This is a genomic window from Leifsonia naganoensis, assembly GCF_013410615.1.
In the GTDB taxonomy this organism is placed as follows: Bacteria; Actinomycetota; Actinomycetes; order Actinomycetales; family Microbacteriaceae; genus Leifsonia; species Leifsonia aquatica.
Window position 1 is genome coordinate 3,743,951 of the sequence record NZ_JACCHJ010000001.1, and the last position, 15,820, is coordinate 3,759,770.

The 15,820-nt window shown below is 72.2% G+C and carries 13 protein-coding genes and 1 tRNA gene; 4 read left to right on the plus strand and 10 right to left on the minus strand.

What is annotated here, in order from left to right; all coding sequences use genetic code 11:
- Positions 1–49: 49 nt before the first annotated feature.
- The 5 genes from HNR14_RS18020 to HNR14_RS18040 form a co-directional block, all read right to left on the minus strand.
- The gene (locus HNR14_RS18020; protein WP_179702084.1) at positions 50–3,439 is read right to left on the minus strand and encodes an error-prone DNA polymerase; all 3,390 of its coding nucleotides are present in this window, start codon (positions 3,437–3,439) and stop codon (positions 50–52) included.
- Entirely contained in the window at positions 3,439–4,992 is a 1,554-nt protein-coding gene (locus HNR14_RS18025; protein ID WP_179702085.1) for a DNA polymerase Y family protein, read from the minus strand. The genes HNR14_RS18020 and HNR14_RS18025 overlap by 1 nt, the downstream gene beginning before the upstream one ends.
- Positions 4,993–5,688: a hypothetical protein gene (locus HNR14_RS18030; protein WP_179702086.1), complete on the minus strand. Its 696-nt coding sequence runs from the start codon at positions 5,686–5,688 to the stop codon at positions 4,993–4,995.
- Between the two features lie 107 nt (positions 5,689–5,795).
- On the minus strand, positions 5,796–6,632 hold the full coding sequence (locus HNR14_RS18035; RefSeq protein ID WP_021761940.1) for a DUF3097 domain-containing protein: 837 nt from the start codon (positions 6,630–6,632) through the stop codon (positions 5,796–5,798).
- Between the two features lie 70 nt (positions 6,633–6,702).
- The gene (locus tag HNR14_RS18040) at positions 6,703–6,993 is read right to left on the minus strand and encodes a DUF6504 family protein (protein WP_021761938.1); all 291 of its coding nucleotides are present in this window, start codon (positions 6,991–6,993) and stop codon (positions 6,703–6,705) included.
- Positions 6,994–7,848: 855 nt separating this feature from the next.
- Between HNR14_RS18040 and HNR14_RS18045 the strand changes: the two genes are divergently transcribed.
- The gene (locus HNR14_RS18045; protein ID WP_179702087.1) at positions 7,849–8,352 is read left to right on the plus strand and encodes a DUF1707 SHOCT-like domain-containing protein; all 504 of its coding nucleotides are present in this window, start codon (positions 7,849–7,851) and stop codon (positions 8,350–8,352) included.
- 10 nt (positions 8,353–8,362) lie between these two features.
- On the opposite strand, the gene HNR14_RS18050 is transcribed toward HNR14_RS18045, so the two are convergent.
- The 4 genes from HNR14_RS18050 to HNR14_RS18065 all read right to left on the minus strand — a co-directional run bounded on the left by HNR14_RS18050 (position 8,363) and on the right by HNR14_RS18065 (position 11,669).
- Entirely contained in the window at positions 8,363–9,466 is a 1,104-nt protein-coding gene (locus HNR14_RS18050; protein ID WP_179702088.1) for a VIT1/CCC1 transporter family protein, read from the minus strand.
- 10 nt (positions 9,467–9,476) lie between these two features.
- A complete protein-coding gene (locus tag HNR14_RS18055) occupies positions 9,477–10,439 on the minus strand; it encodes a helix-turn-helix transcriptional regulator (protein WP_179702089.1) in 963 nt (320 codons plus the stop codon).
- 40 nt (positions 10,440–10,479) lie between these two features.
- Entirely contained in the window at positions 10,480–11,430 is a 951-nt protein-coding gene (locus tag HNR14_RS18060) for a cation diffusion facilitator family transporter (RefSeq protein ID WP_179702090.1), read from the minus strand.
- Between the two features lie 154 nt (positions 11,431–11,584).
- Positions 11,585–11,669 (minus strand) — tRNA-Leu (locus HNR14_RS18065).
- A gap of 156 nt (positions 11,670–11,825) precedes the next feature.
- On the opposite strand from HNR14_RS18065, the gene HNR14_RS18070 reads away from it, so the two are divergent.
- Together HNR14_RS18070 and HNR14_RS18075 are read left to right on the plus strand one after the other, a co-directional pair.
- The gene (locus HNR14_RS18070) at positions 11,826–13,130 is read left to right on the plus strand and encodes a M20/M25/M40 family metallo-hydrolase (protein WP_179702091.1); all 1,305 of its coding nucleotides are present in this window, start codon (positions 11,826–11,828) and stop codon (positions 13,128–13,130) included.
- Between the two features lie 39 nt (positions 13,131–13,169).
- Complete coding sequence (locus HNR14_RS18075; RefSeq protein ID WP_179702092.1) at positions 13,170–14,033, plus strand: undecaprenyl-diphosphate phosphatase; 864 nt, start codon at positions 13,170–13,172, stop codon at positions 14,031–14,033.
- Between the two features lie 40 nt (positions 14,034–14,073).
- Here the strand turns inward: HNR14_RS18075 and HNR14_RS18080 are convergent, their stop codons facing one another.
- On the minus strand, positions 14,074–15,015 hold the full coding sequence (locus tag HNR14_RS18080; protein WP_179702093.1) for a proteasome assembly chaperone family protein: 942 nt from the start codon (positions 15,013–15,015) through the stop codon (positions 14,074–14,076).
- Between the two features lie 88 nt (positions 15,016–15,103).
- Between HNR14_RS18080 and HNR14_RS18085 the strand changes: the two genes are divergently transcribed.
- A complete protein-coding gene (locus tag HNR14_RS18085; RefSeq protein ID WP_343064531.1) occupies positions 15,104–15,814 on the plus strand; it encodes an HAD family hydrolase in 711 nt (236 codons plus the stop codon).
- Positions 15,815–15,820: the final 6 nt, after the last annotated feature.

Consider the following 15,820-nt stretch of genomic DNA (forward strand, 5'->3'; position numbering starts at 1 on the left):
CTCTCACGTTTCGTGCGTGTTACGCCTGCGCAGGCCGACCGCGGCGGCCTCAGCGGAAGTCGCGGGAGGCCGTGCGGATGCCGGTCTGCAGCGGTTCCAGCCGGTCGGCGATCACGTTGACCACACCCTCCTCGCTGCGCTCCAGGATGCCGCGCACGATCATCGCGGGTGCTTGCCGGGCGACCCGCCGGTAGCGGTTCCACACCCCGACCGGGCAGACCACGTTCACCAGCCCGGTCTCGTCCTCCAGGTTGAGGAAGGTCACGCCGGCCGCGGTCGCCGGGCGCTGCCGGTGGGTGACCACCCCGCCCACCTCGATGCGCCGCCCCGACTCCGACGTCGCGAGCATCGCCGCCGTGCGCACCCCGCGCGAGGCGAGCGCCGGCCGCAGGTAGCGGATCGGGTGGTCGTCGGTCGAGATGCCGGTCGCCCACAGGTCGCTCGCCAGCTGCTCCGCGGGGCTCAGCAACGGCAGCAGGGGCGGCTGCACGGTGATCGCGGTGCCGGCGAGGTACTCCGGTCGGTCCTGCGCCGCGTTACCCGCCTCCCAGATCGCCTGCCGGCGGTCGAGGCCGAAGTCCTCGAACGCGCCCGCCGCGGCGAGCGCCTCCAGCTGGGCGACGGTCAGCCCGACCCGGCGCGAGAGGTCGGCGAGGTCCCGGTAGGGGCCGTCGGCCTCCCGCTCGGCCACGATCCGCTCGGCCAGCTTCTCGCCGATGGAGGTCACCCCGGCGAGCCCCAGCCGCACGGCGTGGCCGGCGTCGCGGCGATGTGCCGCGTAGTCGAGCGGAACCCGCTGGTCGAAGGGGGCGATGGGAGGCTGCTCCTCGGCCAGGCACGGGTCGATGCCGGTCGGGCCCGGGCGGGCGTCGTCGAGCGGCTCGAGCAGCGGGAACACGCCCGAGCGCTGGATGTCGGGCCGGTGCACCACCACGCCGTGCCGCCGGGCGTCGGCGGTGAGCGTGCGCGGCGAGTAGAACCCCATCGGCTGCGCGCGCAGCAGGGCGGCGAGGAACGCGCCGGGGTAGTGCAGCTTCATCCACGAGCTCACGTAGACCAGCAGCGCGAAGCTGATCGCATGGCTCTCGGCGAAGCCGAAGTTCGCGAACGCCTCGATCTTGGCGTAGATCGCGTCGGCGTCCTCGCCGGTGATGCCGTTGCCCGCCATCCCCGTGTAGAGCTTCTCGCGCAGGGCGCCGATCTTCTCCACCCCGCGCTTGGAGCCCATCGCACGGCGCAGCAGGTCGGCGTCCTCCGCCGTGCAGTCGCCCACCGCGACCGCCATCTGCATCAGCTGCTCCTGGAAGAGGGGGACGCCCAGCGTGCGCTTCAGCACCGGCTCCAGTGCCGGGTGCAGGTAGGTGACCTCCTCCTGGCCCAGCTTGCGCCGGATGTACGGGTGCACGGCGCCGCCCTGGATCGGGCCGGGGCGGATCAGCGCGATCTCGATCACGAGGTCGTAGAACGAGCGGGGCCGCAGCCGGGGGAGCGTGCCGATCTGCGCCCGGCTCTCCACCTGGAACACGCCGATCGAGTCGGCACGGCAGAGCATGTCGTACACGCCCTGCTCCTCCTTCGGGATGGTCTCCAGCGTCCACTGCTCGCCGAGCGCCGACGCGATCGCGCGCATCGAGTAGTCGAGCGCGCTCAGCATCCCGAGCCCGAGCAGGTCGAACTTGACCAGGCCCATCCACGCGCAGTCGTCCTTGTCCCACTGCAGGACCGTGCGCCCCTCCATGCGGGCGTGCTCGATCGGGCACACCTCGCCGACGGGCCGGTCGGTGAGCACCATGCCGCCCGAGTGGATGCCGAGGTGCCGCGGGAACTTCAGCACCTGCTGCGCCAGCTCCACCACCTCGTCCGGGATGTCGTGGTCGTCGGTGGTCTGGACGTGCGACCACGAGTCGATCTGCTTGCTCCAGGCGTCCTGCTGGCCGGTGGAGTGGCCGAGCGCCTTCGCCATGTCGCGCACCGCGTTCTTGGGCCGGTAGGTGATCACGTTGGCGACCTGCGCCGCGTTGTGCCGGCCGTACTTGCTGTAGACGTACTGGATGACCTCCTCGCGGCGGTCGGAGTCGAAGTCGACGTCGATGTCGGGCTCCTCCTCGCGCATGCTGGAGAGGAAGCGCTCGAACGGCAGGTCGTACTTGATCGAGTCGACCGCGGTGATCCCGAGCAGGTAGACGACCGCCGAGTTCGCCGCCGACCCGCGGCCCTGGCACAGGATGCCCTGGCTGCGGGCGAACCGCACGATGTCGTGCACGATCAGGAAGTAGCCGGGGAAGTCCTTGGCCTCGATCACGTCGAGCTCGCGCTCGATGCGCTCCCGCTTCGCCGGGTTCTCGTCGAGGTCGCGGTAGCGCTCGGCCGCGCCGCGCCAGGTGAGCTCGCGCAGCCAGCTCATCGGGGTGTGCCCCTCCGGGACCTCCTGCTTGGGCAGCCGCGGGCGGGCGCTGCGCAGCCGGAAGGAGAGGTCGTCGGCGACCTCCACGGTCCGCTCCACCGCGCCGGGGTAGCGGGCGAACCGTCTGGCCATCTCGGCACCGCTGCGCAGGTGCGCGGCAGCGGACGCGGGCAGCCAGCCGTCCATCTCGTCCAGGCTGCGCCGGGCGCGCACGGCCGACACGGCGGTCGCCAGCGGGTACTGCGCGGGCGAGGCGTAGTGGACGTTGTTGGTCGCCACGACAGGCAGGCCGAGCCGGCCGGCGATCCGGGCGAGCGCGTCGTTGTCGGTGGTGTCGTGCGGGTTGCCCTGGTCGATCAGCTCGACCAGCACGTTGTCGTGGCCGAACAGCTCCGCGAGCCGCGCCACCTCGTGCTCCGCTGCGCGCTCGCCCTGCTCGGCCAGCGCCAGGCGCACGTCGCCCTTGCGGCAGCCGGTCAGCACCATCCACTCGCCGCCCGCCTGCTCGGCCAGCTCGGGCAGCCGGTAGACCGGGCGCCCCTTCTCGCCGCCCGCGAGCTGCCCGGCGGTGATCGCGGCGGCGAGCCGGTGGTACCCCTCTTGCCGGCGGGCGAGCACGACGAGGTGGTTGCCCTCCGGATCGGCCTCGCCGTTCTGCGGGCGGCTGAGCGCGAGGGAGAGCTCGGCGCCGAACACCGTCTTCACCCGCTCGTACGCCTCGGCGGCCTCGGCCAGATGGACGACGCCGTAGAGCCCGTCGTGATCGGTGAGGGCGAGGCCGTGCAGGCGCAGGCGAGTCGCCTCCTCCAGCAGCTCCTCGGGCGAGCTCGCCCCGTCGAGGAAGCTGAAGTTGCTGTGCGCGTGCAGCTCCGCGTACGCGACGTGCCCGGTCTCCGGCTCCTCCGGGATGGGCTGCGGCACGTACTTCTGCCGCTTGCGCGAGGAGGGGCGCTCGACGGCCTGCTCGCCGGTGCGACGGCCGGAGAGCCGCCGCTCGAACTCGGCCCACGGGATCGGCGGGTTGTCCCAGCCCATCAGTCGTACCTCGCCTCGGCGAACCAGCCGCCGGAGGCCAGGCGCAGCAGCCAGGCCGTCCCGTCGGCGTCGACCAGCTGGAACCGGTGCATCGCCCGGGCGAGCGTGGCGTCCCACCAGCGCTCGCGCACCGGCCACGGCCCCGCCCACGAGCCCACCTCGCGGGCGTCGTGCGGGCGGCCGGTGGGGGAGAAGAGCGCGATCGGGGCGGTGAGGTCGCCGCGGTCGGTCACCTCGACGGTCTCGCCCTCGATGGTCAGCACCGCCACGGGCCGCGGCACCTCGAAGACGGTGGAGGGTGCGGGCGCGGGCAGCGAACCGGGCCACGGCTGCTCGGCCCGGGAGACACCGACCGGCCGGTCGCCCCAGGGCACCAGCACCTGCCGCTCGGTGAGCCCGCGACCCCCGCCGATCGTGGCGGTGAGCACGGCCTCGTGCCCCAGCATGCTCTGCACGCGGGTGAGACCGTGATGGATGCGCTCGTCGGCTCCGCCGCCCCACAGGCCGTCCTCGTGGTGGCCGATGTCGTCCACCGCTTCGGGCACCAGGCCCACCCGCACGATCGGCGAGGCGAGTCCGGGGTCGAGGGCGCCGGAGCCCTGCAGCTGCCAGCGCACCCGGTCGACGACATCCCCCGCCGTGAACAGCCGCGGGTGCAGCCAGCTGCGCTCGCTGATGCGGCCGGCCTCGTCGGTCACCTCCACCCGGAGCGTGGTGCACACCAGCCCGGCCTTCGTCAGACCGCCGACGAACTGCTCGGCGGTGCCGCGCAGTGCGAAGGTGACCTGGTCGACGCGGTCGAGGGGAGGCTCGAACTCGATGGTGCGGTCCAGCTGCTTCGGCGGGGTGCGCGGCACGACCGCGGCGCCGTCGAGGCCCCCGGCCAGGTCGTGCGCGTGCTCGCCGCGCTCCCCGAACCGCTCGCGCACGTCGAGCCGGTCGAGGGCGGCGAGGTCGCCGAGGGTGTGCAGGCCGAGGCGGCGCAGAAGCGGGGTCAGCTCGGTCAGCCCGAGCTGGGCGACCGGCAGCGGGGCGAGGAAGGCGGCCGACCCGCCCGCCGGGATCACGCGCACGCGGGCGGCGCCGGTGGAGCGGGCGGCCTGCCCGGCGGCGAACGGCCCGTCGGCGATGCCGGCGCGCGCATCCGGCAGCCCCAGCCCCTCCAGGCAGCGCAGCAGCTCGGCCGCGGCCTGCTCCTCGCCGCCGTAGTAGCGCGCCGGTCCGCGCGCCCGCAGCAGGAAGGTGCCGGGGCGCAGCGGCTGCACGCCGGGCGCGAGCTCCTCGATGGCGGCCAGCACCGGCTCGAAGGCGCGCTCGTCGAGCACGGGGTCGTAGGGGAGCACCTCCAGCTGCGGGCAGCGGGACTGCGCCTCGCGCATCCGCAGGCCGCGGCGCACGCCGTCGGCGCGGGCCGTCGCCGAGCAGGCGAAGACCACGCCCTTCTCCATCAGGGCGATCGGGGTGCCGTCGGCCAGGCCCGGATCCGCCCGGCGGGCGGCGATCACGGGCCAGTCCGGGCACCAGAGCACGATCGCGCGGGTGACCTCGCGCATCTAGCCCACCGCCTCCAGGCGCGTCGGGCCGGACGGGCGGAAGCTCTCGTCGGGTGCCGGCAGCCACAGCTCCGCACGCCGGCGCGGTCCCGAGCCGCCGCGCGGGGCGGACTCGACGGTCACCCGCCGGGACGAGAGGTAGCCCGCTCCGGTACCGAGACCGTCCCAGCCGCTGCGCGCGACCGAGAGCGTCGCCTCGGCCTGCGGCCAGTCTCCCGCGACGATCAGCGTCGACTCCCGCTGCCGCAGCCGGGCGCCCAGCCGGGCGACGTCGCCGTCTTTCGCGCGGGCCGGCGGGGCGACCGCCACGACGGCGAGCACGTCGACCACGGCCGCCGTCACGGTCAGCCACTGGTCGCCGGGATGCGGCACGAGCACCAGCCGCTCCAGGTCGATCCCGAACCGGCCGGCCGCCTCGGCGCCGAAGTCGGGCATGCCGATCACCCCGCACCACGCGCCCGCCGCGCTGGGGCCGGCGAGCAGCGCCATCAGCAGGGTGGTGGAGCCGTGGACCGCATAGGCGGCGCCGGCCTTGAGCGCTCCGCCCGGCAGCAGCGGCCCGAGCGCGGGATGCGTCTCGAACGTGCGGCTCTCGAGCTTCGTCGCCTGCATCTGCCGGATGCGCGACTGCAGCTCGTGCACCTGCGCCCGGTCGACGACCGGGTCGGCGAAGGCGGGTGCGGATGCCGGGGACATGCATCCATTTTCGAACACATGTTCGAACAGCGCAAATGCATTGTGGGGTACAAACGCTGTGGGGTACCGGCGCTGTGGTGCAAGCGCTGTGCCCCGGTGGACGGACCCTACGCCGGTTCGGTCACGAAGTCGATCAGGTGCTCCACCCGGCCGAGCAGCTCCGGCTCCAGGTCAGCGAACGTGCGCACCTGCCCCAGGATGCGCTTCCAGGCGCGCGCGATGTCGGCCTGGTTCTCGTGGGGGAGACCCAGCGCTGCGCAGATCCCGCGCTTCCACTCGATCGAGCGCGGGATCGACGGCCACGCCTCCAGGCCGACCCGGGCAGGTTTCACCGCTTGCCAGATGTCGATGAAGGGATGCCCGACCACGAGCACGTGCGCGCCGTACGGGCCGCGCGCGACCGTCTCGGCGATCCGGCTCTCCTTGGAGCCGGGGACCAGGTGGTCGACCAGCACGCCGATGCGGCGCTCCCGGGTGGGGGCGAACTCGCGCACGATCGCGTCCAGGTCGTCCACGCCCTCCAGGTACTCGACGACGACGCCCTCGACGCGCAGGTCGTCGCCCCACACGCGCTCGACGAGCTCGGCGTCGTGCCGGCCCTCGACGAAGATGCGGCTCGCCCGGGCGATGCGCGCCTTCTGCTCGCCGACCGCGAACGAACCGGATGCCGTGCGCCCCGGGCCACCCGCCGTGCGCTTCGGCACGACCAGGCGCACCGGCTCGCCGTCGATCAGGAACGCCGACCCGAGGGGGAAGACGCGCTTCTTGCCGAAGTAGTCCTCCAGCTCGACGGTCTGCGCCTCGAGGCGGGTGATCGCCCCGCAGAAGCCGGTGGCGGACTCCTCCACCACCAGGTCGCGCACTGCCTCGACGTCGGGCACGGGCTTGCGCCCGGCCGTCTTCCATCCGGGTGCCAGCACATCGGATCCGTAGCGGTCGTCCATCACCCCAGGAGGCTATGCGATGCGCCCGGGCGTCCGCGGGAGGCACGCCCGCCGCCCGGGAGCCGGCCGGTCAGTCGAAGACGCGCACCAGGCGCCAGGTGCGGTCGACAGCGTCATGACGCACGTCGAACACGTGGGCGTCGCCGGTGTCGCTGGTCGCCTGGAACCGCCAGCCGCCGATCTCGCGCGGCAGGGCACCGACGTCGTAGCGGTGCTCGCCGAACGGCCGCCACCAGGCCGGCGCCGCCGCCCAGACGGTCGGCATGTCGCTCACGCGGTAGCGCGTCGACCGCCACACCAGCCGCAGCGGGATGCCCTCCTCGGTCGTCCACACGGCGACCGCTTCGTCGACATCGGTCATCGCCGCCACCTCCTCCATTCGAACGGATGTTCGAATGCGAGTGTAGACCGACCCGCCGACAATTTCCGTCTCAGGACATGGGTTACCCATCAGCCTCAGGACATCGGTGACACGTCGGCCCTGTCGGGTGGTGGCACTTCTCCCGCGGTGATGTGGCTCTCACCACGTGGCGGGATGCACGAAATCTGTCGCCGGCCTCCCCAGCCATTGCGTAAGCCGCATGGCAAGGTCCATGTCCGCGAGACGGGCGGTGCGGAGGTTCGTCAAACGGCTCGGAGTGCATCCCAGCCGTTCAGCCAGGACCCCCCAGGTGAGTCCGTGATCGCGCCGCTGATCGTTCACGGCCTCATAAAGCTCGGGAAGGTCCCAGCGCAGGCGGACGTCGGTCCCGATAGCTGGCAGACGTGTGTCTCCCACCGCTCGACTCCGCCCGAACAGGAACTCCTCAGGAGAACGGTCCAGCCATTGCAGCAGCATGAGCGCGTACTGGCAGGACATAGAGCCGCGTCTCACCGTCCGAACGAGCGCACCCGAGCACACTGCATGGTCGTTCAGCGCGGCCCTCAGGCCGGCCGACTGTTCTGTGAGCTCCTCCGCCACAGCCGGCCACCCCAGGCCTAACCGGACTCGGCGGGAGTCGAGTTCAGAGACCAACGCGGCCCCGTTGAATATTGGAGCAATCGGCATACGTGAAGTGAAGCACGAGCTATAGATTCCGGGAAGAGCCAAGGCGCGCCCAGGAGATTTCAGCGCTGCCGTCGTCAAACCACGACCGCCAATTGTCACCGATGTCCTCAGACGCGAACCGTCACGGATGTCCTGCGGCAGAACTCCTGCCCCTGCCATACTGTCCGCATGACCGACCTCAACGACCCTTCCGGCGCCTCGCTGCGCCTCAGCACGGACGAGCGGGAGCGCGCGGTCGCGGCCCTCCAGGCGCACGCGAACGCCGGGAGGCTCGACGGAGCGGAACTGCAGTCGCGCGTCGCCTCGGCGCGGTCGGCGGTCACGCGCGGCGACCTCGCGCCGCTCTTCGCGGACCTGCCCGGCGGCGTGCAGCTCGATGACCACGCGGGGCAGCCTGCGCAGCCCGTCCCGCCCGCGCAGCCGGTGCCGCCCGCGGCGGCCTACGCTCCCGGCCCGGCCGCAGCGCCGCCCGGTGATCCCTACGCGGAGCAGCGCTACCGCCCGAACAACCGCTGGGGCCTGCTGGTCGTCTCGGTGATGCCGTTCATCGCGGTCATCCTGTTCTTCGTCACCAGCGGGATCTGGGGCTACCAGTACAGCTGGCTGTGGTTCCTGCTGATCCCGCTCTCGGGCGCGCTGGTCTACGGCATCGACGGCCCGCGCCGACGCTAGTCGCGCGCGGCTAGCCCAGTGCGGTCCCGAACAGCAGGCCGAGCACGTAGGTCGCCGCGGCGGCGCCGTAGCCGATCGCGAGCTGGCGCAGCGCGCGCTTGAGGGGCGACCCTCCCGAGAGCAGACCCACGATGGCACCGGTGGCGAGCAGCACGATGCCGACCAGCCCCGCCGACACGAGCACCGCCGCCGTGCCGCCGAGCCCGAACAGGTAGGGGAGGATCGGCACGAGCGCGCCCGAGGCGAAGAAGCAGAAGCTCGACACGGCGGCACTCCAGCCGTTGCCGACCGCCTCGTGCTCGTCCTCGACGGGAGCCGAGGCAGCGCCGGGCGTCGTGACGGGGATCTCGCTGGTGTACGCCTCCAGGGTCCGCAGTGTCTCGGAGGCCCGGGCCTGCGCGTCCGCGGGCGACATGCCGCGAGCACGGTAGACGAGGGTCAGCTCGTTGGCGTCGACGTCCAGGTGCGGGAGGGCGGAGCGCGTCGCGGGATTGGGGCTGGAGGCCTCCAGCAGCTCCCGCTGCGACCGCACGGACACGTACTCGCCCGCACCCATCGAGAGGGCGCCAGCGAGGAGTCCGGAGACACCGGTGAGGAGGACGACGTGGGTCGCGACGCCGCTCGCGCTCACGCCGAGCACGAGGGCGAGGTTGCTCACCAGGCCGTCGTTGGCGCCGAAGACCGCGGCGCGGAACGTGCCCGAGAGCCGCTGCCGGCCACGCGCCGCGAGCGCGCGCACGACCTCCTCGTGCACCTGCTCGTCGGCGGCCATCTGCGGCGTCGCGTCGGCATCCGTCGCGTACGGGGAGCGGGCCTCGGCGCGCTGCGCCAGCGCGAGCACGAAGACGGAGCCGAAGCGGCGGGCAAGGAAGCCGAGCATGCGCGTGCGGATGTCCCCGCGGAGCGGCTTGCCCACCTGGTCGCCGAGCAGATCGAGCCAGTGCTGCTCGTGGCGGCCCTCGGCCTCGGCGAGCGCGAGGAGGATCTCCCGCTCCTCGCCGGTGCGGCGCTGGGCGAGATCGCGGTAGACGGAGGCCTCCGCGCGCTCGTCGGCCAGGTAGCGCCGCCAGCGCCGGATGTCGGCGGGGGTGGGGGTGCGCTCGGTGCTCGTCATCGCGAGAAGTCTAGGCGACCCCCGTCGCGGCGTCGCGGAAGCGGTCGGCCCAGACGGCCGCCAGTTCGCGCACCGCATTCGGCCCCTCGATGACGAAGGGGGCGCCGGCCGCAGCCAGCCCGAAGAGCGCCCACTCGGCGCTCTCGACCGTCAGCCGGACCCGGGAGGTCGCGTCGTCGGCGGGGGAGACCGTCGCCCAGCGGCCGATGGCCTCCTCCACCCGGTCGTAGGGCGCGCTGACGACGGCGTCGACGACGAGCGGAGCCGCCGCGGGGGAGAGGGAGGCGCGGACGTACTCGGCCGCGTCCTCTGCGGGCAGCTCCCGCGGCCGGAAGCGCGTGCCGGTCACCCGCGGCTCGGTCAGCCGGTCGAGGCGGAAGCTGCGCCAGTCGAACCGGGTCAGGTCGTAGGCGACCAGGTACCAGCGCCGGCCGACGGAGACGAGTCGGTGCGGCTCCACCGTGCGTCGCGTCTCCTCCCCGCCGCGGGCGACGTAGGTGAACTCGAGCCGCTCCTCGTCCCGGCAGGCCTGGGCGACCGTCGTCAGCGTCGTGGCGTCGGCGACGGGGCCGCCGCGCATCGCCGTCGCGAGGGTCGCCACCCGCAAGGCGTCGACGCGACGCTTGAGCCGCGGCGGCATGACCTGGACCACCTTCGCGAGGGCGCGCACCGACGCCTCCTCGACCCCCGCGATCCCGCTCTGCGCGGCCGTGCGCAGCCCGACGGCGAGAGCGACGGCCTCCTCATCGTCCACCACGAGCGGCGGCAGCGACGCACCCGCGGCGAGCTGGTAGCCTCCCGCGACACCACGGGTGGCATCGACGGGGTAGCCGAGGTCGCGCAGCCGGTCCACGTCACGCCGCAGCGTGCGCGGGGACACGCCGAGCCGCTCGGCGAGATCGTTGCCGGGCCAGTAGCGATGGGTCTGCAGCAGCGAGAGCAGCTGCAGGGTGCGCGATCCGGTGCTTGCCATGCCTCCCAGTGTGCACCGGGATGCGGACGGATCGTGACCGCTATTGCGCCGTGGCCGGGACGAGCGCGGCCGCGCCCGGCCGAGACAGCGTGAGGACCACCTCCGTAATGTGCTCGTCGCGCTCGAGATCGGCCTCCACCGCGGCGAGGTCCGCGGCGACGGCGGATTCCCGGTCGTCGCCCGCGAGGTCGATCGCGGCGACGACGAACAGCCGCTCGGGGCCGACGAACTCGAGGTGCAGGTAGGTGACCTTCTCGACCTCGGGATGCGCGAGGATCCCGGCGAGGAGGGCCTGCCGGGCGCGCTCGGGCGCCTGCTCCCCGAGCAGGAACCGGCGGTTGCGGTCGATCAGCACCACGGCCACGACCGCGAGCAGCACGCCGACCAGGATGGAGCCGAGAGCGTCGTAGACCGCCTGCCCGGTGAGCTGGTGGAGCAGGATGCCCGCGAAGGCGATGACGAGGCCGATGAGCGCGGCCGAGTCCTCCGCGAACACGGCGCGCAGGGTCGGGTTGGAGGTGCTGAGGATGTGTTCGACGGTGCTCGTTCCCCGCTCGCTGGCCAGCTTGTGCGCCTGCCGGTACGACTGGAGGAAGGAGACGCCTTCGAACACGAACGACACCGCGAGCACTCCGTACGCGATCGCGTAGTCGGCCTCGCGCTCGTTCGAGCCGAGCTCGGAGACGCCGTGCATGATCGACACGACCGCGCCGGCCGTGAACAGTCCGACGGCGGCGAACAGGCTCCAGACGTACGACTCGCGACCGTAGCCTCCCGGATGGGCGGAGTCGCGCGGGCGGGCGGCCGAGCGCTCGGCCTGCAGCAGGAAGATCTCGTTGCCCGAGTCCGCCCAAGAGTGCGCGGCCTCGGCGACCATGGAGGCCGAACCGGTGAGCGCCGCCGCGATGGTCTTCGCGATCGCGACCAGCACATTGGCGCCGAGGGCGAGGATCACGGTGAAGACGCTGGACGATTCCCGCTTCGAGGCCATGGCGGCCACGATAGTCCCCGTTTCCTTCTCCGCACATTTGGCCCAAATGTGCGGAATGCGGGCACTATTCACGACATTTGGGCCAAATGTCGTGAGGGGGAGGCGTCGCCGGGAACGACGAAGGCCCCGGTCTTTCGACCGGGGCCTTCCGCTGTGTCCGAGGGGGGACTTGAACCCCCACGCCCTATACGGGCACTAGCACCTCAAGCTAGCGCGTCTGCCATTTCCGCCACCCGGACGGGTGTTTGCGGCTTCCGGACGAACCGGCTGCCGAAGAAAGACATTAGCACGGATACCCGGCCCGGATTCACATCGGCCGAGCATCCCGGGCGTGGCGCGTCACTCGCCGTCACGACGGGGCCGTCGCGCGCCCGGCGCCCGGTAGCGTGGAGGTCATGACCGACGACTCCACGCTGGACGAGACCGCGATCATCGCCCGCGACCTGATCCGCTTCGACACGACGAACTACGGGGAGGGCAAGTCCAACGGCGAGACGGACGCCGCCGAGTACGTCGAGGCGCGGCTGAGCGCGCTCGGCCTGAAGCCGCAGCTCTTCGACTCCGACCCCGGGCGCACCAGCGTCGTCGCCCGCGTGGCCGGACGCAACACGGAGAAGCCGGCCCTCGTCGTCCACGGCCACCTCGACGTCGTGCCCGCCGACCCGCGCAACTGGAGCGTCGACCCGTTCGGCGGCGTCATCAAGGACGGCCTGCTGTGGGGGCGCGGCGCGGTCGACATGAAGAACATGGACGCGATGATCCTGACCGCGGTCGGCGACATCCTGAACGCGGGGGAGCAGCCCGAGCGCGACCTGGTCGTGGCGTTCTTCGCCGACGAGGAGGACGGCGGCCGCCGCGGCTCCCACCACCTCGTGGACAACCACCCCGAGCTCTTCGCCGGCGCCACCGAGGCGATCAGTGAGGTCGGCGGCTACTCCATCGACCTCGAGGGCCGTCGCGCCTACCTGCTGCAGACGGGCGAGAAGTCCCTCGTCTGGATCAAGCTGATCGCTCGCGGGCAGGCTGCCCACGGTTCGCGGCTGATCCGCGACAACGCGATCACCCGGCTCGCCGAGGCCGTCGTCGCGATCGGCCGCACCGACTGGCCGATCCAGCTGACTGCGACCACCACGCGCCTCATCGACGAGCTGGGCCGGCTGCTCGACGTCGACCCCGAGCGCGTCGGCCCGGACGAGGTCGTCCTCCGCACGGGCACGGCCGCGGGATTCATCCTCGCGACGCTCCGCGCCACCACCAATCCGACGCTGCTCGAGGCCGGCTACAAGCACAACGTCATCCCCGACACGGCGGAGGCGCTGGTCGACATCCGCACGCTGCCCGGCGACGAGGACCGCGTGCTCGCCGAGGTGCAGCGCCTCGTCGGCGACGACGTGGAGGTGCAGATCATGCACCGCGACATCGGCCTGGAGGCGGACTTCGGCGGCGAGCTGATCGACGCGATCACCGGCACGCTGGAGCGGCACGACCCGGGCGCGCCCGTGCTCCCGTACCTCCTCTCCGGCGGCACCGATAACAAGGCGCTCAGCAAGCTCGGGATCACCGGCTACGGCTTCGCCCCGCTGCGCCTGCCGAAGGATCTCGACTTCCCCGGCATGTTCCACGGCGTCGACGAGCGCGTCCCGCTCGACGCGCTAGTGTTCGGTAGGGCCGTGCTCCGGGACCTGCTCAGCAGCTACTGAGCCGCGGCCCCCGATCCACCGACCTGGCGAAAGCGACGCATGGAGTTCATCAACGCCCTCATCCTCGGGCTCGTCCAGGGACTCACGGAGTTCCTCCCGATCTCGTCGAGCGCGCACATCCGCATCGTGGGAGAGCTGCTCGGCACCGGAGGGGACCCGGGTGCGCGGTTCACCGCGATCATCCAGCTCGGCACCGAGGCCGCTGTCCTCCTGTATTTCTGGAAGGACATCACGCGGATCATCTCGCGCTGGTTCCTGGCGCTGTTCGGCAAGATCCCGCGCAACGACCCCGACGCCAAGATGGGCTGGCTGGTCATCCTCGGCAGCGTGCCGATCGTGGTGCTCGGCCTCTTCTTCCAGGACGCGATCGAGACGACCTTCCGCTCGCTCTGGATCGTGGCGACGACGCTGATCGTGTTCGGCATCTTGCTCGGCATCGCCGACTGGGTGGGCGCGAAGACACGCCGCCTCAAGGAACTGACCTGGGGCCACGGCATCATCTTCGGCTTCGCGCAGGCGCTCGCGCTCATCCCGGGCGTGTCGCGCTCGGGCGGCACGATCACCGCCGGGCTTTTCATGGGCTACCAGCGCCGCGCGGCCGCACGCTACTCGTTCCTGCTGGCGCTGCCCGCCGTGTTCGGCAGCGGCTTCTACCAGCTCTATAAGGCGATCAAGGAGCCGTGCACGGAGGCGCTGGCGAAGGCCGGGACCTGCACGGTCGAGGTCTTCGGACCTGCGGAGACCGCCGCGGCGACCCTCGTCGCCTTCGTCGTCGGCTTGCTGGTCATCGCGTTCTTCATGGGCTACATCTCACGCCGCAGCTTCCTGCCGTTCGTGATCTACCGCGTCGCGCTCGGTCTGCTGCTGATGATCCTGCTCGGGACGGGCGTGCTCGCGGCCTGATCCCGGCGGCCGACCACCGGCCGGCCTGAGCCGACCGCTCTCAGCCCCGGCGCGGGTCGTCCGGCGCGCGTCCGGCTGTCCCGCCGTCGCGGCCGTCCTTGCCGTCGCGGCGGCGCAGATAGCGCTCGAACTCCTGCGCGATCGCCTCGCCGCTCGCCTCGGGGGAGTCGACGGTGTCGCGCGCCTGCTCGAGCTGCTGGATGTACGCCGCCATCTCCTCGTCGTCGGCGGCGAGCGCGTCGATGCCCGCCTCCCACGCGCCGGCCTCCTCGACCAGCGACCCGCGCGGGATGGTCACGTCGACCATCTCCTCGAGCTTGTCGATCAGGGCGAGCACGGCCTTCGGGCTCGGCGCGTTGTGCACGTAGTGCGGCACGGACGCCCAGATCATGATGGTCGGGATCCCGACGTCCTCCGCGCCCTCGGCGAGCGCGCTCAGGATGCCGACCGGCCCCTCGTAGCTGGAGCGCTCGACGCCCAGCTGCGCGCGGACGGTCGCGTTCTCGCTCGATGCGAACACGGAGATGGGGCGGGTGTGCGGCACGTCGGCGAGCATCGCGCCGAGGAAGACGATCGCGCCGACGTCGGCGGCGAGCGCCACGTCGATGATCTCGGCGGTGAAGCTGCGCCAGCTGCGGGAGGGCTCCGTGCCGACCAGCAGGAAGATGTTGCCGGCGTTGTCGCCGGTCACGCTGAGGTCCGCGTCGTCGGCGAGCCCGTCCGGGACGTGCCCGGGGAGCGCGGGGCCGTAGACGATGGCGGACGGCCAGACCAGGCGGCGGCGCCCGTCGAGCTCCTCGACCACCGGCCGGTTGAACTGGAAGTCGAAGTAGAGCTCGGGGTCGACCTCGGCGATGGGCACGACGTCGAGCTGCTCCTTGAGCGTCTTCACCGCGCCGCTGGCCGCTTCGCCGGCGTCGTTCCAGCCTTCGAAGGCGACCACGAGGATGCGCCCGTCGAGAATGCTGTCTGCGTCAGTCACTTCAGCTGTACCTGGTCCTCTCCACGCGACCGTTCGACCGCCGTCCCTCCAGAATAGGCCCGAGTGCGTACGGATAGACTTGTGGCCCGTGACTGCACCGATCCCCGACACCGCCTCCGACCGCTCGCTCCTCCCGGCCGCCGTGCTCTGGGACATGGACGGCACGCTGGTCGACACCGAGCCCTACTGGATGGCGTCCGAGGAGGAGCTCGTCTCCTCGTTCGGCGGCACCTGGACCCACGACGATGCCCTCCTGCTCGTCGGGCAAGGCCTGTGGACGTCCGCGGAGATCCTCCGTTCGCACGGCGTCGTCATGGAGGCGGACGCGATCGTCTCCTGGCTGACCGACCGGGTGCAGCAGAAGCTCGACACCGAGGGCGTCCCGTGGCGGCCCGGCGCGCGCGAGCTGCTGTCGTCGCTGCGCGAGCGCGGCGTGCGCACCGCGCTCGTGACGATGTCGGTGCGGAGGATGGCGGAGCAGGTCGTCGCCCACATCCCGTTCGACGCCTTCGACCTGATCGTCAGCGGCGACGAGGTCGAGCAGCCGAAGCCCCACCCGGAGCCGTACCTGCGCGCCGCCGACCTGCTGGGGGTCGACCCGCGCGACGCGGTCGCCATCGAGGACTCGCTCGTGGGCCTCGCGTCCGCCGTCGCCTCCGGTGCGATGGCCATCGGCGTGCCGCACATCGTGCCGATCCCGGAGTCGGACGAGCACACCATCTGGACCACCCTGGACGGCCGCACGGCCGACGACATCGCCGCGGTCGTCGCGGCCCGCACGCAGACCCCGAAGGCGTAGACACCG

Excerpts from the sequence above, each read along its gene's own strand:
- HNR14_RS18020 (WP_179702084.1), bottom strand. The coding sequence starts at position 3,439 with ATGGGCTGGGACAACCCGCCGATCCCGTGGGCCGAGTTCGAGCGGCGG.
- HNR14_RS18025 (WP_179702085.1), bottom strand. The coding sequence starts at position 4,992 with ATGCGCGAGGTCACCCGCGCGATCGTGCTCTGGTGCCCGGACTGGCCC.
- HNR14_RS18030 (WP_179702086.1), bottom strand. The coding sequence starts at position 5,688 with ATGTCCCCGGCATCCGCACCCGCCTTCGCCGACCCGGTCGTCGACCGG.
- HNR14_RS18035 (WP_021761940.1), bottom strand. The coding sequence starts at position 6,632 with ATGGACGACCGCTACGGATCCGATGTGCTGGCACCCGGATGGAAGACG.
- HNR14_RS18040 (WP_021761938.1), bottom strand. The coding sequence starts at position 6,993 with ATGACCGATGTCGACGAAGCGGTCGCCGTGTGGACGACCGAGGAGGGC.
- HNR14_RS18045 (WP_179702087.1), top strand. The coding sequence starts at position 7,849 with ATGACCGACCTCAACGACCCTTCCGGCGCCTCGCTGCGCCTCAGCACG.
- HNR14_RS18050 (WP_179702088.1), bottom strand. The coding sequence starts at position 9,466 with ATGACGAGCACCGAGCGCACCCCCACCCCCGCCGACATCCGGCGCTGG.
- HNR14_RS18055 (WP_179702089.1), bottom strand. The coding sequence starts at position 10,439 with ATGGCAAGCACCGGATCGCGCACCCTGCAGCTGCTCTCGCTGCTGCAG.
- HNR14_RS18060 (WP_179702090.1), bottom strand. The coding sequence starts at position 11,430 with ATGGCCTCGAAGCGGGAATCGTCCAGCGTCTTCACCGTGATCCTCGCC.
- HNR14_RS18070 (WP_179702091.1), top strand. The coding sequence starts at position 11,826 with ATGACCGACGACTCCACGCTGGACGAGACCGCGATCATCGCCCGCGAC.
- HNR14_RS18075 (WP_179702092.1), top strand. The coding sequence starts at position 13,170 with ATGGAGTTCATCAACGCCCTCATCCTCGGGCTCGTCCAGGGACTCACG.